The sequence below is a fragment of the Actinomadura rugatobispora genome (assembly GCF_042656285.1).
Lineage (GTDB): Bacteria > Actinomycetota > Actinomycetes > Streptosporangiales > Streptosporangiaceae > Spirillospora > Spirillospora rugatobispora.
This window is the reverse complement of record NZ_JBHSON010000156.1, coordinates 1-16310: the sequence shown is the minus strand read 5'-3', so window position 1 is coordinate 16310 and position 16310 is coordinate 1. Positions and strand designations below refer to the sequence as shown.

Annotated in this window: 19 protein-coding genes; 5 read left to right on the top strand and 14 right to left on the bottom strand. The window is 73.5% G+C overall.

Annotated features, from left to right (window positions below; genetic code table 11):
• Positions 1–141, bottom strand: a 141-nt coding sequence (locus ACFPZN_RS53445) for a Zn-ribbon domain-containing OB-fold protein (RefSeq protein WP_378292611.1), incomplete at its 3' end; no start/stop codon positions are given.
• Positions 142–207: 66 nt separating this feature from the next.
• On the bottom strand, positions 208–609 hold the full coding sequence (locus tag ACFPZN_RS53440) for a nuclear transport factor 2 family protein (RefSeq protein ID WP_378292609.1): 402 nt from the start codon (positions 607–609) through the stop codon (positions 208–210).
• A 263-nt stretch (positions 610–872) separates the two neighbouring features.
• On the opposite strand from ACFPZN_RS53440, the gene ACFPZN_RS53435 reads away from it, so the two are divergent.
• The 4 genes from ACFPZN_RS53435 to ACFPZN_RS53420 are packed head-to-tail and all read left to right on the top strand — an operon-like array spanning position 873 to position 5214.
• The gene (locus ACFPZN_RS53435) at positions 873–1661 is read left to right on the top strand and encodes an enoyl-CoA hydratase/isomerase family protein (protein ID WP_378292606.1); all 789 of its coding nucleotides are present in this window, start codon (positions 873–875) and stop codon (positions 1659–1661) included.
• Between the two features lie 3 nt (positions 1662–1664).
• On the top strand, positions 1665–2840 hold the full coding sequence (locus tag ACFPZN_RS53430) for an acyl-CoA dehydrogenase family protein (RefSeq protein WP_378292604.1): 1176 nt from the start codon (positions 1665–1667) through the stop codon (positions 2838–2840).
• Between the two features lie 4 nt (positions 2841–2844).
• Positions 2845–4449 carry a class I adenylate-forming enzyme family protein gene (locus ACFPZN_RS53425; RefSeq protein ID WP_378292602.1) on the top strand — a complete coding sequence of 535 codons (1605 nt, stop codon included), beginning with the start codon at positions 2845–2847 and terminating at the stop codon, positions 4447–4449.
• Positions 4450–4503: 54 nt separating this feature from the next.
• Positions 4504–5214, top strand: a complete 711-nt coding sequence (locus tag ACFPZN_RS53420; protein ID WP_378292600.1) for a TetR/AcrR family transcriptional regulator — start codon at positions 4504–4506, stop codon at positions 5212–5214.
• 57 nt (positions 5215–5271) lie between these two features.
• Here the strand turns inward: ACFPZN_RS53420 and ACFPZN_RS53415 are convergent, their stop codons facing one another.
• Genes ACFPZN_RS53415 through ACFPZN_RS53405 form a run of 3 tightly spaced genes read right to left on the bottom strand, consistent with a single transcriptional unit; the run spans position 5272 to position 8536 of the window.
• On the bottom strand, positions 5272–6384 hold the full coding sequence (locus ACFPZN_RS53415; RefSeq protein ID WP_378292598.1) for an acyl-CoA dehydrogenase family protein: 1113 nt from the start codon (positions 6382–6384) through the stop codon (positions 5272–5274).
• On the bottom strand, positions 6381–7361 hold the full coding sequence (locus ACFPZN_RS53410; protein WP_378292595.1) for an acyl-CoA dehydrogenase family protein: 981 nt from the start codon (positions 7359–7361) through the stop codon (positions 6381–6383). Before ACFPZN_RS53410 ends, ACFPZN_RS53415 begins: the two co-directional genes overlap by 4 nt.
• Positions 7358–8536, bottom strand: a complete 1179-nt coding sequence (locus ACFPZN_RS53405) for an acyl-CoA dehydrogenase family protein (protein WP_378292593.1) — start codon at positions 8534–8536, stop codon at positions 7358–7360. The genes ACFPZN_RS53410 and ACFPZN_RS53405 overlap by 4 nt, the downstream gene beginning before the upstream one ends.
• A 100-nt stretch (positions 8537–8636) precedes the next feature.
• Between ACFPZN_RS53405 and ACFPZN_RS53400 the strand changes: the two genes are divergently transcribed.
• A complete protein-coding gene (locus tag ACFPZN_RS53400) occupies positions 8637–9038 on the top strand; it encodes a nuclear transport factor 2 family protein (RefSeq protein WP_378292590.1) in 402 nt (133 codons plus the stop codon).
• Positions 9039–9160: 122 nt separating this feature from the next.
• Here ACFPZN_RS53400 and ACFPZN_RS53395 read toward each other — a convergent pair whose 3' ends face one another.
• The 9 genes from ACFPZN_RS53395 to ACFPZN_RS53355 form a co-directional block, all read right to left on the bottom strand.
• On the bottom strand, positions 9161–10651 hold the full coding sequence (locus ACFPZN_RS53395; protein WP_378292588.1) for a class I adenylate-forming enzyme family protein: 1491 nt from the start codon (positions 10649–10651) through the stop codon (positions 9161–9163).
• On the bottom strand, positions 10648–11877 hold the full coding sequence (locus ACFPZN_RS53390; RefSeq protein ID WP_378292586.1) for an acyl-CoA dehydrogenase family protein: 1230 nt from the start codon (positions 11875–11877) through the stop codon (positions 10648–10650). Before ACFPZN_RS53390 ends, ACFPZN_RS53395 begins: the two co-directional genes overlap by 4 nt.
• A 25-nt stretch (positions 11878–11902) precedes the next feature.
• Positions 11903–13033 (bottom strand): acyl-CoA dehydrogenase family protein, encoded by a 1131-nt coding sequence (locus ACFPZN_RS53385; protein ID WP_378292584.1) that lies wholly within the window; start codon positions 13031–13033, stop codon positions 11903–11905.
• Between the two features lie 37 nt (positions 13034–13070).
• Positions 13071–13379 carry a hypothetical protein gene (locus ACFPZN_RS53380; RefSeq protein WP_378292582.1) on the bottom strand — a complete coding sequence of 103 codons (309 nt, stop codon included), beginning with the start codon at positions 13377–13379 and terminating at the stop codon, positions 13071–13073.
• Complete coding sequence (locus ACFPZN_RS53375) at positions 13379–13828, bottom strand: nitroreductase family deazaflavin-dependent oxidoreductase (protein ID WP_378292580.1); 450 nt, start codon at positions 13826–13828, stop codon at positions 13379–13381. The genes ACFPZN_RS53380 and ACFPZN_RS53375 overlap by 1 nt, the downstream gene beginning before the upstream one ends.
• A gap of 11 nt (positions 13829–13839) precedes the next feature.
• Positions 13840–15084, bottom strand: coding sequence for a cytochrome P450 (locus ACFPZN_RS53370; protein ID WP_378292578.1), 1245 nt, complete (start codon positions 15082–15084; stop codon positions 13840–13842).
• A 5-nt stretch (positions 15085–15089) separates the two neighbouring features.
• Positions 15090–15869, bottom strand: coding sequence for an SDR family NAD(P)-dependent oxidoreductase (locus tag ACFPZN_RS53365; protein WP_378292575.1), 780 nt, complete (start codon positions 15867–15869; stop codon positions 15090–15092).
• Between the two features lie 5 nt (positions 15870–15874).
• Positions 15875–16081 carry a ferredoxin gene (locus ACFPZN_RS53360; protein WP_378292573.1) on the bottom strand — a complete coding sequence of 69 codons (207 nt, stop codon included), beginning with the start codon at positions 16079–16081 and terminating at the stop codon, positions 15875–15877.
• A gap of 2 nt (positions 16082–16083) precedes the next feature.
• A partial coding sequence (locus tag ACFPZN_RS53355; RefSeq protein ID WP_378292571.1) for an amidohydrolase family protein occupies positions 16084–16310 on the bottom strand: 227 nt, incomplete at its 5' end.

The window sequence follows — 16310 nt, the reverse complement described above, 5'->3', positions numbered from 1 at the left end:
GAACTCCTGCGTCGTCCACGTCCACAGCGTCCCGGTACGCGGCAGCAGCACCCGCCCCATACCGGTGTCACCACACCGCGGACACGACGACTGCATCGGGAACGTCGTGGCCTCACACCGGCCGCACCGCCCCCCGATCAACTGAGGTCGCTCACTGGGCCAGGTGAAGACATCGGGCGCGAAGGGAATCTGTGGCAACGACGACTCCTAGCGTGCGGGCCGGTCGGCGAGGCCGTCGGCCGTGATGAACCGGCAGCGGCAGGCGGCGATGCGCCAGCCGTCCGGGGTCCGGACAAGCTCGTCGACGTAGACGGCGTGGCGGGAGATGCCCTCGGTCCGCTCGGCGAAGAGCAGGTTCCGCGTGGTGCGGGCGCGGTCGGCGCCGGTCATCTCGATGACCGGGACCCCGCCGAGGTGCAGTCCTCCGGGGGCCGAGCCGGCCATCTTGCGCAGGCCCTCGTGCCCGTCGAACGTGCGCCCGTACACCTCGTAGCGGGCGTCGGGCGTGAACAGCGAGACCCAGCCCTCCACGTCGTCCAGGTCGAGCGTGATGCAGTAGCGCGCCAGCAGGTCGCTGATGGCGGCGTGGTCTTCGGGGGTGACGAGCATCTCGCACTCCTCGTGCCGGCCGGTCGGGGGCGGTCACCAGCGGGGCCTCGGCCGCGATGTACCAGGGCTGACCACAGTAATCTTCTCCCGAACGCGGTAACAATATTGACATCGAATTCATCTATTGATACCGCCCGGCAGCCCGCGCGCGCCGCGGCCGGTCCGCGGGGTCGACGCGAGACGCATGCAACATTGACGTCAATGTAGAAAACTGTCAGGGTCGACGCGACAGCAGATCGCGTAACCATCGAGGGAGGCCGCACATGGCCGATGGCCGGGAGGCCGACAGCCCCGTGCTCGTCGAGGCCCGTGAGGGGGTGGGGATCGTGACGCTGAACCGTCCCGAGACCCTCAACTCCAGTGATGAGGCGCTGCACGCCTCGCTCGCCCGGGTCTGGCCGGAGCTCGACGCGTCGCCGGACATCCGCGCCATCGTCCTGACCGGCTCGGGCAAGGCCTTCTCGGCGGGCGGAGACCTCGGCCTGCTCGACAGGATGACCCGGGACACCGCGCTGAGGGCCCACATCATGGCGGAGGCGGTGGACATCGTCCGCGGGATGACCTCCGTCCGCGTGCCCATCGTCGCGGCCGTCAACGGCCCGGCGGTCGGCCTCGGCTGCAGCCTCGCCGCCATGAGCGATCTCGTGGTCATCGAGGAGCACGCCTACTTCGCCGACCCGCACGTGGCGCTGGGCCTGGTCGCCGCCGACGGCGGCGCGCTGACCTGGCCGCTGCTCACCGGCCTGCTGCGGGCCAAGGAGTACATCCTGCTCGGCGAGCGGCTGCCGGCCGAGGAGGCGCTGCGGCTCGGCCTGGCCAACCGGGTCGTGCCGAAGGGCCAGTCGCTCACCGCGGCCCTGGAGCTCGCGACCCGGCTGGCGAAGTCCCCGCCGCAGGCGGTCACCGAGACCAAGGCGCTGCTCAACGACTCGCTGCTGCGCGCGGTCGGAGCGCTACTGTCGAAGGGGATCGAGAGCGAGTCGGCCTCCTTCGACGAGCAGGCGTTCCAGGCCAATCTGGCGAAGATGCTGAGCCGACGGGGAACGAGCTGACCGGTGAACGTCGAGGACGAGGACGAGCGGTTCCGGGCGGAGGTCCGGAGTTTCATCGCCGAGCGCGCGCCGCGCCTGCGCATGAGCGAGGGGACGCGGGCGCCGCGCGACGCCGGTGAGGAGCGCGAGATCCGGGGGTGGCTCGGCGCGCTGTACGAGGCCGGCCACCTGGGCGCCGGCTGGCCCCCCGAATGGGGCGGCCGTCCCGATCACCGGCCGACGCGGGACCTCATCCTGATGGAGGAGCTGTTCCGGGCCCGCGCCTACCGCCCGCTCGACCAGGTGATGCTGGCCAGCCACGAGATCCTGGAGTTCGGGACCGAGGCGCAGAAGCGCGCGTACCTGCCGCGGATCCGCTCGGGCGAGCACATCTGGTGCCAGCTCTTCAGCGAGCCCGACGCGGGCAGCGACCTGGCCTCGCTGCGCACCCGGGCCGACGCCTCCGGTGACGGGTTCGTCGTGACCGGGCAGAAGGTGTGGTGCACCGACGGGCACTGGGCGGACATGGGCATGCTGCTGGCCCGCACCGACCCGGCGGCCGAGCGGCACGCGGGCCTGACCGCGTTCGTGGTGCCGATGGACAGCCCGGGGATCACCGTCCGCCCCATCCGGGAGATGACGGGATCGGCCGAGTTCTGCGAGGTGTTCCTCGACGAGGTCCGGCTGACCTCCGAGAACGTGCTGGGCCCGGTCGGCGGGGGCTGGTCGGTGATCAACTCGGGGCTCGCCTCCGAGCGCGCCTTCGTCGGCGCCAACGCGGTCCAGCTGGAGATGATGTACGACGACCTGGTCGCCCTGGCCCGCGCGGCCCGGCTGCCCGACGGTAGCCGGGCGATCGACCAGGAGAGCGTCCAGGCCACCCTCGCCGAGCTGCTGGCGAGGACAGAGGCGGCCAAGCTCATCGTCCAGGACACCGTGCGGCGGATCGTGAGCGACGAGGAGCACCCCGCCGACGGCCCCGTGGCCAAGCTGGTCTACACGGAGCTGAACGTCGAGCTGTGCGAGCGCGCCCTCGGCATCGTGGCCTCCGCCGCCCATGTCGACGAATCGGACCGGGAGGTCGTCGAGCGATGGTACGAAGCGTTCCTGTGGTCACGCGCGCTGACCGTGTCCGGCGGGGCCTCGGAGATCATGCGCGGCATCATCGGACGGCAGCTCCTCGGCCTTCCGCGGGCGTGAGCCGATGACGGCGACCGACGGCTTCCCGCGCGCCTCCGCCGAGGCCGCGCGACGGTACCGGACCGCCGGCCTGTGGGACGACCGGACCCTGGCCGACGGCGTCGAGGCGGCCGCCGCCCGCGGGCCCGGCGCGGTGGCGCTGGTCGACAACGAGCGGCGGATGACCCGCGCCGAGCTGGCGGAGGCCGTGGCCGCCGGGGTCGCGACCCTGGCCGCGGCGGGCGTCCGGGCCGGCGACGGCGCCGTGCTGGTCAGCGGCAACACGCGCCACGGGGTGATCGCCTACCACGCGCTGCTGCGCTCGGCGGCGACGGTCGTGGCGCTCGACCGCCGGTGCGGGATCGCGGACCTGCGCGCCGCGCTCGACGTCCTGCCCGAGGGATCGCGGGTCATCGTGCCCGCCACGGAGGCCGGTCGCCTGGGCGAGGTACTCGACCCGGCCGCGACCGTGTCCCTGGAGCTGTTCGACGAGCGGCCCGCACCCGGCGCCACCGCCGCGAGCCCGTCGTCGGCGTGGAGCGAGCCGGACCGCGACCGTGCCGCGGTCGTGCTGTTCACCTCGGGCACCACCAGCCGCCCCAAGGGGGTCGTCCACTCCCTCAACACCCTCACCGCGGGCGCGCGCAACATGGCGCTGATCACCTCCGCGGACGAGGGCACGGTGCAGTTCCTCGTCAGCCCGCTCACCAGCATCACCGGACTCATGCAGGTCCATCTCGCGGCCGACGCGCACGCCGCGCTCGTCCTGGAGGACCGCTTCGACCCGGAGGAGTCCCTGCGGCGCATGAACGCCGCCGGGGCGACGCTGCTGGGCGGCGCCCCGGTCATCGCCGAGCGCCTGCTGCACGCCGCGCTGGCGGACACCAAGGCCGACGCCGGCGCGCGTCTCAGCCTGCGGACGCTCGCCCTCGGCGGCGCGATGCTCCCGCGGCCCCTCCTCGAACTGGCCACCGACACCTTCGGGATCGAGATCGCCCGCGTGTACGGCTCGTCCGAGGCGCCCAACTTCACCGGCAGCCTCCCCGGCGACGAGCGGGAGCGGCGGCTGTCCGACGACGGCGCGCTCACGCCCGGGAGCGAGGTGCGCGTCGGCTCGGCCCAGCACCCCATGGAGGGCCTGCTGCGCGGGCCGTGCCTGTTCCTGGGCTACCTGGATCCCGCCGACGACGACGACGCCTTCGAGGACGGCTGGTACCGCAGCGGCGACCAGGTCGAGCTCGACCAGGGCAGGCTGACGGTCGTCGGCCGGCTCAAGGACGTCGCCAACCGCAACGGCCTGAAGATCTCGCTGGCCGAGATCGACGCCGCTCTCGAGGGTCTCCCCGGCGCGCTCGAGAGCGCCTCGTTCGCCCATCCCGACCCCGCCACCGGGGAGCGGCTCGCCGTCGCCGTCCGGCCGGCGGACCGCGCCGGGATCACGCTCGACGGCGTCGTGGAGCACCTGCTCGCCGCGGGGCTGGCCAAGCGGAAGCTGCCCGAGCAACTGGTGCGCTGGGACGGCCCGCTGCCGCGGACCGCGTCGGGGAAGGTCGTCCGTTCGCGCCTGCTCATGGAGTCCCCCGGGAAGGACGGCGACCTGGCCGCGCGCCTGCGCGCGGTGACCCGGTGACCGCGGGCGAGACGGCACCGGGCCGCGCCGCCGCATCGTCAGAAAGGATCACCTTTGGCTGAACGGACCGCCCGCAGAGCCGTCCTCCCCAATGCCGGCCGCGGCAGGCGGGGCGACGAGGAAACCGACAAGCGCCGCGGCACCGGACGCACCTTCCGGGGGCGCGAGACCCGACGCCGGCTCATCGAGGGGGCCAAGGCGGTCTTCGAGCGCGACGGCTTCCTGCATGCCCGGATCGCCGACATCTGCGACGCCGCGGGCATCTCCCACGGCTCCTTCTACACCTACTTCGTCTCGAAGGAAGAGATCTTCACCGAGATCGTCGACTCGGTCGAGCTCAACCTGCTCACCCTGGAGCCCGCTCCCGCCGACGCCGACCCGGTCGAGCGGATCCGCGCGGCCAACGAGCACTACCTGCTGGCCTACGCCGCCGACGCCAAGATCATGCGGGTCATCCACCAGGTGGCCACGATCGACGCCGAGGTCAGCGAGACCCGCCTGCAGCGCCAGGACGCCTTCGCGCGCGCCATCGAGCGCCGCATCCGCCACCTCCAGGAGGCCGGCCACGCCGACCCCGCGGTGGACCCCGCCTACGCGGCCCAGGCGCTCGGCGGCATGGTCGCCTACTTCGCCGAGTACCTCTTCAACACCGACAACACTTTCGGTTTCGACCTCGCCGGCGCGACCGAGCAGCTCACCCGCATCTGGACGAACGCGCTCGGCATGCACGACGCCGCCGCGGAGCGGGCGCCCGCGCACGACTGAACGGCCGGGCGGCCTGGAGGCGCCGGACGGTCGCGTCCGGCGCCTCCAGGCCGTGGTTCACCAGGTCGGGACGTGGCGCCCGGACGGGTCGGCGCTCGCGGAGCCGGCCGGACGTCCCCCGCCGGACCAGCCCTCGTGCCGGGCGATCGACCGCAGGGCCTGGCGCGGGTTGCGTCCGAGGCGGGCGTCCAGGTGGGCGCGCCGTTCGTACAGGTGCAGGCCGTACTCCCAGGTGAAGCCGATCGCTCCGGTCAGCTGCAGCAGGTCGTGCAGCATGGGGACGGCGCCCTCGGCGACCGCGGCCTCGGCGAGCAGGACGGTCCGTCCGGCGTCCGGTGCCCCGGTGCCCAGCCGGTCGGCCGCCGCCTCGGCCAGGAGGGACACGCCGCGCAGCCGCACGGTGTGGTCGACGAGCCGGTGCTGGACGGCCTGGAACCCGCCGATGGCCTTCCCGAACGCCTTGCGCTCGCGGGCGTGGCCGACCGTCCGCTCCAGCATCCGCTCCAGGCCGCCCAGAGCGTCGCCGGCGAGCAGCAGGCCGTGCAGGCGCTCGACCCGCAGGCGCCCGCCCGGCTCCGCCCTCACGGGCGAGCCCTGCGCCCCCGTGAAGGCGATGTCGGCGCACGATCGGGTGACGTCGAACGCGTGGGAGCTCTGCGCGGTGCAGGTGCCGGCGCGGGGAACGAACACCATGGTGTCGCCGTCAGGCGGCAGGCACAGGAAGGAGTCGGCCTCCTCGGCGCCGGCCACCAGGTACGCCCGCCCGTCGACGCGCACCTCCCCGTCCCGCTCCACCACGGTCGCGGCGGGATCGAGGAAGGCCAGTGCCGGGATGTGCTCGCCGGCCCCTATCTCTTCGAGCAGGGCCGGGCGGCGGGGGTCGTCGAGCCAGCGCGACAGCGCGTGGGCGGCGGCGACCACTCCCGCGTAGGGGGCGCCGTGGAGCGCGGCGCCGAGTTCCCGGGCGGCCGTCAGGGCGGCCGGCGCCTCGTCGCCGAAACCGCCGCACTCCTCGGTGGCGCAGAACGCGGTGACGCCCAGTTCGGTGAGGGTCGGCCAGCGGGCGCGCCAATCAGTGTCGACGACCGGCTGCTGCGAGGGGGCGCCGGCGCCCAGGGCCTTCCTCAGCGCGGCGGCCAGCTCCCGCAGGTCGGCGCGTGTGGTCGTCATGAGTCCCACCTCCGGAGGAGCGCGGCGGCGGGCAGGGCCGGGTCGGTCCGCGTTTCCCGGACCCAGGTTCCCAGTCCGTGGGTCAGTTCGGTAGAGGTTCCCAGCAGCGCGTCCAGGGCCAGGACGCGGCTGTGGAAGTGGTGGTGGTCGTGCTCGGCGGTGAAGCCGATGGCGCCCAGCACCTGGAGGGTGCGCTGGCAGACGCGGCGGCCGTTGCGGCCCGCCAGCGCCTTGACGACCTGGTCGTGCCGCGGCGGGGTGTCCCCGTCCAGCCGTACGGCCGTGGCCGTGACGCCGTCCACCGCGGCCAGGTCCGTCAGCGCCCAGGCCAGCAGGTGCCGGACGGCCTGGAACGTCCCGATCGGCCGGCCGAACTGCTCCCGGGCCGCGGCGTGCTCGGCCGCCAGCAGCAGGCCGGCCTCGGCCGCCCCCAGGATCTCCAGGGCCGCGGCGATCCGGCCGAGGAACCGGCCGCGCGCACGGGCCGGGGCGGCCCGGTCCTCGGGGACGGCCGGGACCGCCGCCGGCGGTTCCCGGTCGATCTCCCGGATCGTCAGGCGGCCGGCGACGGCGACGGTCCGCAGCTCGACCTCGTCGGCGGCGACGACGTCGGCGCCGTGCCCGGGACGGTCGATGAGCAGCGACCGGCCGGCGACGTCGCCCACGACCACCAGCCGCTCGCCGCGGCGGGCCGAGCGGCGGGGGATCGCGGCGACCAGCTTCCCGGGCGACAGCCCGGTCAGGTCGAGGAACGGCTGGGCCATCAGGGCGCCGAGCGCGGCCGAGTCGGCCAGTTCCCGCCCCTGGGCGCGGAACAGCGCCAGCGCGGCCTGGCGGGCCGTGAGGTCGGCCAGTTCGGTCAGCAGGTCCCACCAGCCGAGCGAGGTGAGCGGGTCGCCTCCGTCGCCGGCCCGCAGCGCGCGGCTCGCGGCGTCGACGAACGCGTCATCGGCGCCCTCGGCGAGGAGCGGCCTCATGGCAGCCGCAGGATCTGCTTGGCGATGGTGTCGAGCTGCATCTGCTGGGACCCCCCATAGACGGTCACGATGCGGGAGAAGAGGTAGTCCTGGCGGCGGACCGCCGCGTGCTCGTCCTGGAGTCCGATGGCCAGGTCGGTGTCGTCGGCCAGCGACCAGTCGTTGACCGACTGCTCGGCCGCGGCCAGCAGCAGCTTGGAGAAGGCCGCCTCGGGGCCGGCCAGCGTCCCGGTGACATAGCGGTCCATCACCACGTGGCTGCTCGCGCGCACCGCGGCCAGATCCAGCAGGGCCTCCCCCAGCAGGCCGTCCTCGGCGCGCGGGCCGCCGTCCTCGGCCTCCGCCGCGGGACGGAGGCCGTCGAACAGCTGGCGGTACAGGAAGCAGTGCCGGAACCAGGCGAAGGTCCCCCGCTCGTGGGCGAGGATGTGCATCGCGACCTTCCAGCCGCCGCCGACCTCGCCCACGACCTGGCCGGACGGCACCCGCACCCCCTCCAGGGTCACCTCGGCCAGCTCGTCGGTGCCGTTGGCCTGCTCGATCGCCCTGACCTCGACCCCGGGTGAGCGCAGATCGACGGCGAAGGCGGTCAGGCCGCGGTGGCGCGACTCCCGGGTGCCGGTGCGGGCCAGCACCAGGCACCAGGACGCGTAGCGGGCCCAGCTGGTCCAGATCTTGCGGCCGCTGATCACGTAGCCGTCGCCGTCCGCGGTGGCGCGGGTCCGGACGCTGGCCAGGTCCGACCCGGCCTCGGGTTCGGAGAACCCCTGCGACCAGCGCTCGTCGCCGCGCAGGAAGCGCGGCAGCACCCGCGCGGCGAAGTCGCGGCGGCCCATCGCGAGCAGCGTCGGCGCCAGGATCTCCAGATGCTCGAACAGGGCCATGGCGCCCAGCCCGTGGCGGGCCAGGGCCTCCCACATCGCCGCGCGGTAGGCGATGCCGCCGCCCAGTCCGCCGAACTCCTCCGGCCATCCGCGGCGCGCCCAGCCCTCGTCGAACAGCACCCGCATGAGCTCCGACATGGCGGCGACCCGCTCGGCGTACGAGGGGATCGGCCGCGCCGCGGCGACGAAGGCCGGCGGCCGTGCGGCCAGCCACGCCTCGAAGGCGGCCGTGTAGGTGTGCACGTCGCCGGCCAGGGGGCCGGGCGCGCTTCCCGCGTTAAATTCCGACATTGACGTCAATATAAAGAGCGTGCCCGCGCCGGCGCAACCTTCTGCGCCCCGCATCACAGGGGTAATATCGAAATCGACGTCGACGTCATAGCATGGGGCCATGGACGACTTCACGCTCGAGGACGAACTCGCCGTCCGCACCACGCTCGCCCGCTACTGCCGCACCTGCGACGACGGCGACATCGCCGGGGTGTCGGCGCTGTTCGCGCCGGACGGGGTCTTCGCCGTGCCCGCCCGGAACCTGGAGGCCCGCGGTACGGCCGCCATCACCGCGTGCTTCGAGGAGAGCCAGGGGCCGCCCGAGCGGCGGGGCAAGCACCTGACCCTCAACACCGTCCTGGAGACCGGGAACGGCAGGGTCACCGCGGTCTCGGACTTCCTCTTCCTGCGCCCGGTGGGCGCCCAGCCGGTCCTGGCGATGGCCGGCCGCTACGACGACGAGTTCGTCAAGATCGACGGGAGGTGGGTGTTCGCCCGCCGGGAGGTCCAGGCCGGCCGCTGACGCCCGACCGCCGACACCCGGGCACGGGCGGGCCGCCGGGGGCCGGCCCGCCCGTCTCGCCCGCGGCCACGGTGCGCGCCGCCCCGCGAACGGCGGCGCGCACGCCGGTCAGAGCCCGCCGGTCAGAGCCCGCCGCCGGCGGCCCTCTCGGCCAGTTCGCGGCGGAGGATCTTGCCCGTGGCCGAGGTGGGGAACTCCTCGACGACGACCACCTGGTCGGGCGTCCTGGAACCGCGGAGCCGCCGCCGGACCCAGTCCCGCACGCCGGCCTCGTCGACCGCCCGGCCGGGGCGGAGGATGACGAACGCGCCGATGCGCTGGCCCCACTCGACGTCCTCGACGCCGGCGACGACGCAGTCGAGCACCGCGGGATGGGCGTTGATCACGTCCTCGATCTCGGCGGGGGCGATGTTCTCCCCGCCGCGGATGATCGTGTCGTCGGCGCGCCCGCGCACGAACAGGTACCCGGCCTCGTCGACGAAGCCGCGGTCCCTGGTGGGGAACCACCCGTCGGCGCCGACCTTCCGCCCGGCCTCCAGGTACTCGCCCGCGACCTGGGGGCCGCGCACCGCGATGTCCCCGACGACCCGGGGCGCGACCGGGCGGCCGTCGTCGTCGTGGATCTCGATCTCCACGGTGGGCAGCGGCCTGCCGACCGAGCCGAGCCGGGCGCGGACGGCCGGGTCGGCCGCGGAGGCCGCCGCGCGGTGGTCCTCGGGGCCGAGGATCGCGATGGAGGAGGCGGTCTCGGTCAGGCCGTAGGCGTTGACGAAGCCGGTCTCGGGGAACAGCCGCAGCGCCTTCTCGACGACCTCCCCGGAGATCTTCGCGCCGCCGTAGGACAGCGAGCGCAGGCACGCCGGCCCCCGCGCGCCGCGGGCCTCCAACTCGGCGACGATCCGCACCAGCATCGTCGGCACCACCATGGCGTGGGTGACCCGCTCCCGCTCGACCGTCTCCAGCCAGCCCTCGGGGGTGAACCGGTCCAGGTAGACGATCCGGCGCCCGCTGTAGAGGTTCGACAGGGCGTTGGCCACCGCGGCGATGTGATACGGCGGGACGCACACCAGCGTGGCGTCGTCCTCGGCCGCGGACCCGAACTCGACCGAACCGAAGACGTAGGCGGCCAGGTTGGCGTGCCGCAGCACCGCGCTCTTCGGCGCGGCGGTCGTGCCGCTGGTCATCAGCAGCACCGCCACCGACTCCGCGTCGATCTCCCACGCGGCCTGCGGCGGCTTCTCCGCGGCGGGCAGGCCGAGGAACTCCTCCAGGCCGATCGCCGGCGCCCCGTCCACCCGGTCCGGGGTGTCGGTCACGACCAGCGGCTCCTTCTGCCGGCCCAGCACGTCGGCGAGCTGCTCGTCGCCGTAGCGGTAGTTGACGGGCAGGAACGGGACGCCCGCCAGCGCGGCGGCGAACAGCGCGACGGGGAACGCCGGGCCGTTCGGCCCCAGGTAGAGCAGCCGGTCCGCGCCGGAGGAGGCGACGCGGGCCGCCCCGGCGACGGCCCTGTCCCGCAGCCCCGCGGCCGTCAGCCCGCCCGCGCGGTCCCCGACCAGGACCCGGCCGGGATCACCGTCGGCGACCATGTCCAGGATCATCGCGAGGTTCATCGGTCCCCGCGTTTGATCTGGTTGAAGGGGACGCCGCGGTCGGCCGCGTGCTCGCGCGGCATGCCCAGCAGGCGCTCGCTGATGAGGTTGCGCGCCATCTCCGAGCTGCCGCCCCCCAGGCTGCCCGCCTGGCGGCACAGGAAGTGCAGGCTCGCGTAGTCGAACTCGTCCCCCTCGGCCCCGACGCCGATCGCAGCGCCCGAAACCTGCACCGTGGCGTCGGCGTGGGACTCGCTCTCCTCGGCGTGGAACAGCCGGGGCACCGAGGCCGCGGCGGGCGGCAGGTGGCCGCCGGCGATCCCGGCCGAGACCCGGTCCACCAGCTGCCGGTGCACGACCGTCATCGCGATCGCCTCGCCGACCCGCCGCCGCACCTCCGGCTCGTCGCCGCGGCCCGACCGCCGGGCCAGGTCGAGGATGTCGGGCCGCGGCCTGGTCGGCGGCTGGGCGTAGCCGCTGGTGAAGATCGAGCCGCCCCCCACGGCGGTGCGCTCGTGGTACAGCTGCCGCGACGCGACCGTCCAGCCGTCGTTGACCTGCCCGACCACGTGCTCGGGGCCCAGCACGACGTTGTCGAAGAACTCCTCGCAGAACTCGTCGGTGCCGTCGGCCATCCGGATGCGGTTCATCGTCAGCCCCGGCGCCCGCGTGGGCATCAGGAACATGGTCAGGCCCTCGTGCTTGGGCTTGTCCGGATCGGTCCGCACCAGGCACAGCCCGTAGTCGGCGCCGTAGGCGAAGGTGCTCCACACCTTGGCGCCGTTGATGATCCAGTTCTCGCCGTCCCGCACCCCCCGGGTCAGCAGGCCCGCCAGGTCCGAGCCGCCGCTGGGCTCGGACAGGAACTGGCAGAGGACCTCCTCGCCCCGGATCGCCGCACCGATGTGCCGCCGCTTCTGCTCCTCGCTGCCCGCCTCCAGCAGCGTCGCGCAGCAGATGCTGAACGAGGGGATGTTCAGCACGATCGGCATCTCGTAACCGTCGGCCTCCTCGCTGAACGCCTGCTGGTAGGCGTGCGGGAGGCCGAGCCCGCCGTACTCCGCCGGGAAGCAGATGCCCGCGAACCCGCCCGCGTACAGCTTCTGCTGCAGTTCCCGGGCGCGCACCCAGTGCGCCGGGTCGTCACCGCTCAGGTGCGGAGCGTTCGGGTCGATGCGCGGCATGTTGTCCGCCAGCCAGGCCCGCGCGCGGGCGCGGAAGGACTCCACGCTCTCGGTGGTGGTCATCGTGTTCCTCTCTCCCCTCGGCCGATCACAGACCGGCCAGGTCGGCCAGCCGCCGGCGGTGCTCGTCCGGGGTCCCGTACAGCGAGTGGTCGACCGTCGCGCGGCGCAGGAACACGTGCAGATCGTGCTCCCAGGTCACCCCGATCCCGCCGTGGATCTGCACGCAGTCCTGCAGGACGGTCAGCGACCGGTCCCCCACGAAGCTCTTGGCGACGCTGACGAGCTTCGCCGCGTCGGCGGCGTCGTCCTGCACCGCCGCCGCGGCGGCGAACGTGGTGGCCCGGCACGCCTCCAGCCAGGTCCGGTTGTCCGCGAACCGGTGCTTGAGCGCCTGGTAGGAGGCGATCGGCCGGCCGAAGGTGTAGCGGTCGAACGCCCACTTCAGCGTCGCGTCGAACATGCGCGTCAGCCCGCCGCAGACCTCCGCGCACTGGATGACCAGCGCCACCTGCAGCTGCCGCTCCACCGCGCGCGCGTCACCCGGCGCCCCCACCAGCGCGGAGGCGTCCACCTCCACCCCGTCGAACCGCACCGACCCGAACTTGCGGGTCAGGTCCAGGCTCCGCTGCGCCGTGACCGACACGCCGTCGGCCACCGCCGGGACCAGGAACTGCGCCGTCCCGTCCGGGGTGGCGGCGGTGACCAGGAGCAGATCGGCCTGGCCGGCCGCCTCGACGCGGTCCTTGACGCCCTCCAGCCGGAAACCGCCGCCGGCCGAGGGGGACGCGGTCAGCCCCGGGGCCAGCGGGGCCCACGACCCGCCCGGCTCGTACACCGCCCACGACGCGATGCTCTCGCCCGAGACCAGCGCCTCGATCTCGGCGGCGTGGCCGGGGCCGGTGCCGTGCGCCGCCACCAGACCCGCCAGCACGACGTTGGTCGCCAGCAGGGCTCCGGGGGCCACCCCCGTGCCCAGCTCCTCGGCGAGCAGGGCCAGGTCCCGCACCCCGTTGCCCGAGACGCTCCCCCCGCCCAGCTCCTCGGGCACCAGCAGCGCCGTCCAGCCCAGCTCGGCGGCCCGGCTCCACCAGTCGCGGTCGAATCCCGTCTCCGCCTCCCCGCTCCGGCGGATCCGGTCCAGGGGGTACTCCTTCTCCAGAAACTCCCGCGCCGTCGCAAGGAACAGCTTCTGGTCGGAGGAGAGATCGAACTCCATCACCAGGTCCTCACCTTTCTCCAGAGCGCCATGGTCGTCAGTCCGAGGCCGGAAGCGGCTTGGCGCTCTTCAGCACCACCGGGCTGCCGTCGACGGCCAGCTCCGCCGTCCCCGCCCGCACGCACAGCAACTCGATGTCGACGCCCTCGGCGGTGTACCGCTTGCCCAGCTGCGCTCCCCCGCCCCCGCCCGCGGACGCCGCGGGCGAGGCGGGCGGCACCGACGTCCTCGCCGCCATCTCCTCACCACCGCAGGTCACCGAGACCTCCGGGCCCGCGTGGCGGACGACGACCACGGCGGTCGCGTCCACGGCACTGACAAGGGTCTGTCCGATCTTCAGCTCCATCACGCGTCCCTTGCCGGGGAGAGCACGACCACGGGGATGACCCGTTCGGTGCGCGTCTCGTAGACGTCGTAGTTCGGCCACTGCCCGGCCATGATCTTCCACAGCCGGGGCCGCTCGTCCGCCGACGCCGTGCGGGCGACGACCGGGACGTGCTCGGCCCGCACCTGGAGCTCGGCCCGGGGCTCGGCCTCCAGGTTCAGGTACCACTGGGGGTGGTCCGGGGCGCCGCCCTTGGACGCGACGACCAGGTAGTCCTCGCCGTCGCGCCCGAAGATGAGCGCGGACGTGCGGGGCTGCCCGCTCCTGCGCCCGGTCGTGGTCAGCAGCAGGGTCGGCACGCCGTTCCACAGGTAGCCGACCTCGCCGCCGGTCTCCCGGTAGCGGCGGATGTGCTCGGCGCCGACCAGGTTGAGGTCGGGCGCCTGGTAGCCGGGCTCTTTCTCGCTCATGCGCGGTCTCTCTATCCGAAGACGACGGGGATCTCGGTGACGCCGCGCTCGTACATGCCGATGAAGCGGGGCGGCTCGCGGTCGGGGTCCAGCCGCAGGTCGGGCAGCCGGTCGAGCAGCGCCCCGATCCCGGCGCTCATCTCCGCGCGGGCGACGTGCATGCCCAGGCAGATGTGCGGGCCGCCGCCGAAGGCGAAGGACGCCTTCATCTTGCGGGTGATGTCGTACTCGTCCGGGTTGTCCCAGCGGGCCGGGTCGCGGTTGGCCGACCCCAGGCACAGGTGCAGGACCGACCCGGCGGGCAGGTGCGTGCCGTGGAAGTCGACGTCCCGCGTCACGTACCGGGAGAACATCGGGTCGGTGGGCATCCACCGCAGCGCCTCCTCGATCGCGGGGCGCAGCAGCGAACGGTCGGCCTTCACCCGTTCCAGCAGGTCCGGCCGCTGCAGCAGGGCGGCGAGCGTGATGCCCATCTGCTTCCAGGTGGTGCCGGACCCGGCGAGCAGCAGGAGCAGCGCGAAGGAGTAGATCTCGGCGTCCGACAGCCGGTGGGTGGTGCCGTCCTCCTCCTTGAGCTCGGCCTCGACCAGGATGCTGATCAGGTCGTCCTGCGGATTCTCACGGCGGGCGGCCACGATCGGCCGCAGCACCTCCACGATCTCCATCGGGCGGGACATGGCCTCGCGGACGTCCAGCGCCCGCTCCGGGGAGATGCCGAAGCTGCCCGTGATCGTCAGCACCGGGATGGCCGCGCAGAAGTCGACGTTCAGCTCCGCGCGGCCGTCGGCGGCGAACCCGTCGATCAGCGCGTGGACGGTCTCCTCGATCCAGTTGGTGATCCACCACCGGGCCCGGGCCGGGACGAACGACGGCTGCACCAGGGCCCGGTAGCGGCGGTGCTGGTCGCCGCCCATGTTCAGCATGCTGTTGTACACGTCGGCGCCGCTGGTGGGATCGACCTCGTCCGGGGAGGAGGCGAACACCTCGGGGTTGCGGTACGCGGCGTCCAGGGCGGCGTGGCTGAAGGCCGAGTAGTGCGGCCGGTCGGGCTCGGGCAGGCCCTGGAAGAAGGCATCGCCCGCGTAGCCCGTCAGCTTGTGCACGGTGCCCTCGTGCACCGTCCCCTTCTCCCGCAGCTCCCGCCAGACCGGGTAGGGATCGGCGGTGAAGTCGCCGCCCATGCGCACGTTGTAGCTGCTGCGCAGGTCGAACAGATGCCGGAGCCGCTCGCGGTCCAGCGCTTGGGTCTCGCTCATCTCCGCTACCTCGCCACGTATCCGCCGTCGACCGGCAGGAGGACGCCGGTGATGTTGGCGGCCCGGTCGGAGGCCAGGTAGACGGCGGCCTCGGCGCAGTCCTCGGCGGTGATGGGACGGCCGAGCGGGTGCATGGCGCCGACCTGCCGGACCGCCTCCTCGCTCATCTGGTCGGCGCCCCCCATGCCGCCCGCCGCCATGAAGTTGGTGAAGGGCATCCCGGCCGGGCAGATGGCGTTGGCCCGGATGCCGAACGGCGCGCCCTCGATGGCGACGGCGCGGGTGAGCTGGTGCACCGCGCCCTTGGTCGACCCGTACACCGATCCGCCCCAGCCGACGAGGCCGGCCACCGAGCCGGTGTTGAGGATGACGCCGCCGTCGCCCTGCTCCTTGAAGCGCAGCACGGCGTGCTTGCTCCCGAGGAAGACGCTGCGCAGGTTGACCCCGATCAGCCGGTCGAAGTCCTCCACCGTGTGGTCTTCGAGCAGGGCCCCCAGCCGGGGGGTGGGGACGCCGACGTTGTTGAACAGGACGTCCAGCCGGCCGAAGTGCTCGACCGCCGCGCCGAGCATGGCGATGACGTCGTCCTCACGGGAGACGTCGGTCCGGACCGTCACCGCGGTGCCGCCCGCCTTGCCGATGAGCTCGGCCGTCTCCTCGACCCGCTCGAGGCTGATGTCGGCGCAGACGACGCGGGCGCCCTCCTCCGCGAACCGCACGGCCGACGCCCGGCCCACGCCGGACCCCGCGCCGGTGACCACGGCGCTCTTTCCCTCAAGCAACATCCGTGTCACGCTCCATTGTCGTTCGGCGCCAGGCTCAGCGCGCTGGTGGGGCAGGCGTCGACGGCGGTGCCGATGTCGTCGGCGGGGTCGCCCGCCTGGTCCACGACGACCGCCTTGGCCTGCTCATCGTGCTCGAAGGTGTGCGGCGCGTAGACCAGGCACATGCCGCTGCCGAGACAGAGGCTCCGGTCGACGACGACGCGACCGCTCACCGTCAGACCCCGGCCAGGACGGGCGGCTCGGCCGGGGTGAACCGGTAGAGGCGCTCGGCGTTGCCGCGCAGGATCTTGTACTGGGTCTCCTCCGGCAGGTGGCCGATCCGGTTCTTGATCACGCCGATGGAGTCGGGCCAGGTGGTGTCGGAGTGCGGGTAGTCGGTCTCGCACATGATGTTGTCCTCGGGGATGTCACCGAGTTCGATGCTGGCGATCGCGTGCGCGT

Bases quoted from the DNA above. Each gene is read 5' to 3' on its own strand.
- ACFPZN_RS53440 (WP_378292609.1), bottom strand. From the start codon at position 609: ATGCTCGTCACCCCCGAAGACCACGCCGCCATCAGCGACCTGCTGGCG.
- ACFPZN_RS53435 (WP_378292606.1), top strand. From the start codon at position 873: ATGGCCGATGGCCGGGAGGCCGACAGCCCCGTGCTCGTCGAGGCCCGT.
- ACFPZN_RS53425 (WP_378292602.1), top strand. From the start codon at position 2,845: ATGACGGCGACCGACGGCTTCCCGCGCGCCTCCGCCGAGGCCGCGCGA.
- ACFPZN_RS53415 (WP_378292598.1), bottom strand. From the start codon at position 6,384: ATGACGACCACACGCGCCGACCTGCGGGAGCTGGCCGCCGCGCTGAGG.
- ACFPZN_RS53410 (WP_378292595.1), bottom strand. From the start codon at position 7,361: ATGAGGCCGCTCCTCGCCGAGGGCGCCGATGACGCGTTCGTCGACGCC.
- ACFPZN_RS53405 (WP_378292593.1), bottom strand. From the start codon at position 8,536: ATGTCGGAATTTAACGCGGGAAGCGCGCCCGGCCCCCTGGCCGGCGAC.
- ACFPZN_RS53400 (WP_378292590.1), top strand. From the start codon at position 8,637: ATGGACGACTTCACGCTCGAGGACGAACTCGCCGTCCGCACCACGCTC.
- ACFPZN_RS53395 (WP_378292588.1), bottom strand. From the start codon at position 10,651: ATGAACCTCGCGATGATCCTGGACATGGTCGCCGACGGTGATCCCGGC.
- ACFPZN_RS53390 (WP_378292586.1), bottom strand. From the start codon at position 11,877: ATGACCACCACCGAGAGCGTGGAGTCCTTCCGCGCCCGCGCGCGGGCC.
- ACFPZN_RS53385 (WP_378292584.1), bottom strand. From the start codon at position 13,033: ATGGAGTTCGATCTCTCCTCCGACCAGAAGCTGTTCCTTGCGACGGCG.
- ACFPZN_RS53380 (WP_378292582.1), bottom strand. From the start codon at position 13,379: ATGGAGCTGAAGATCGGACAGACCCTTGTCAGTGCCGTGGACGCGACC.
- ACFPZN_RS53375 (WP_378292580.1), bottom strand. From the start codon at position 13,828: ATGAGCGAGAAAGAGCCCGGCTACCAGGCGCCCGACCTCAACCTGGTC.
- ACFPZN_RS53370 (WP_378292578.1), bottom strand. From the start codon at position 15,084: ATGAGCGAGACCCAAGCGCTGGACCGCGAGCGGCTCCGGCATCTGTTC.
- ACFPZN_RS53365 (WP_378292575.1), bottom strand. From the start codon at position 15,869: ATGTTGCTTGAGGGAAAGAGCGCCGTGGTCACCGGCGCGGGGTCCGGC.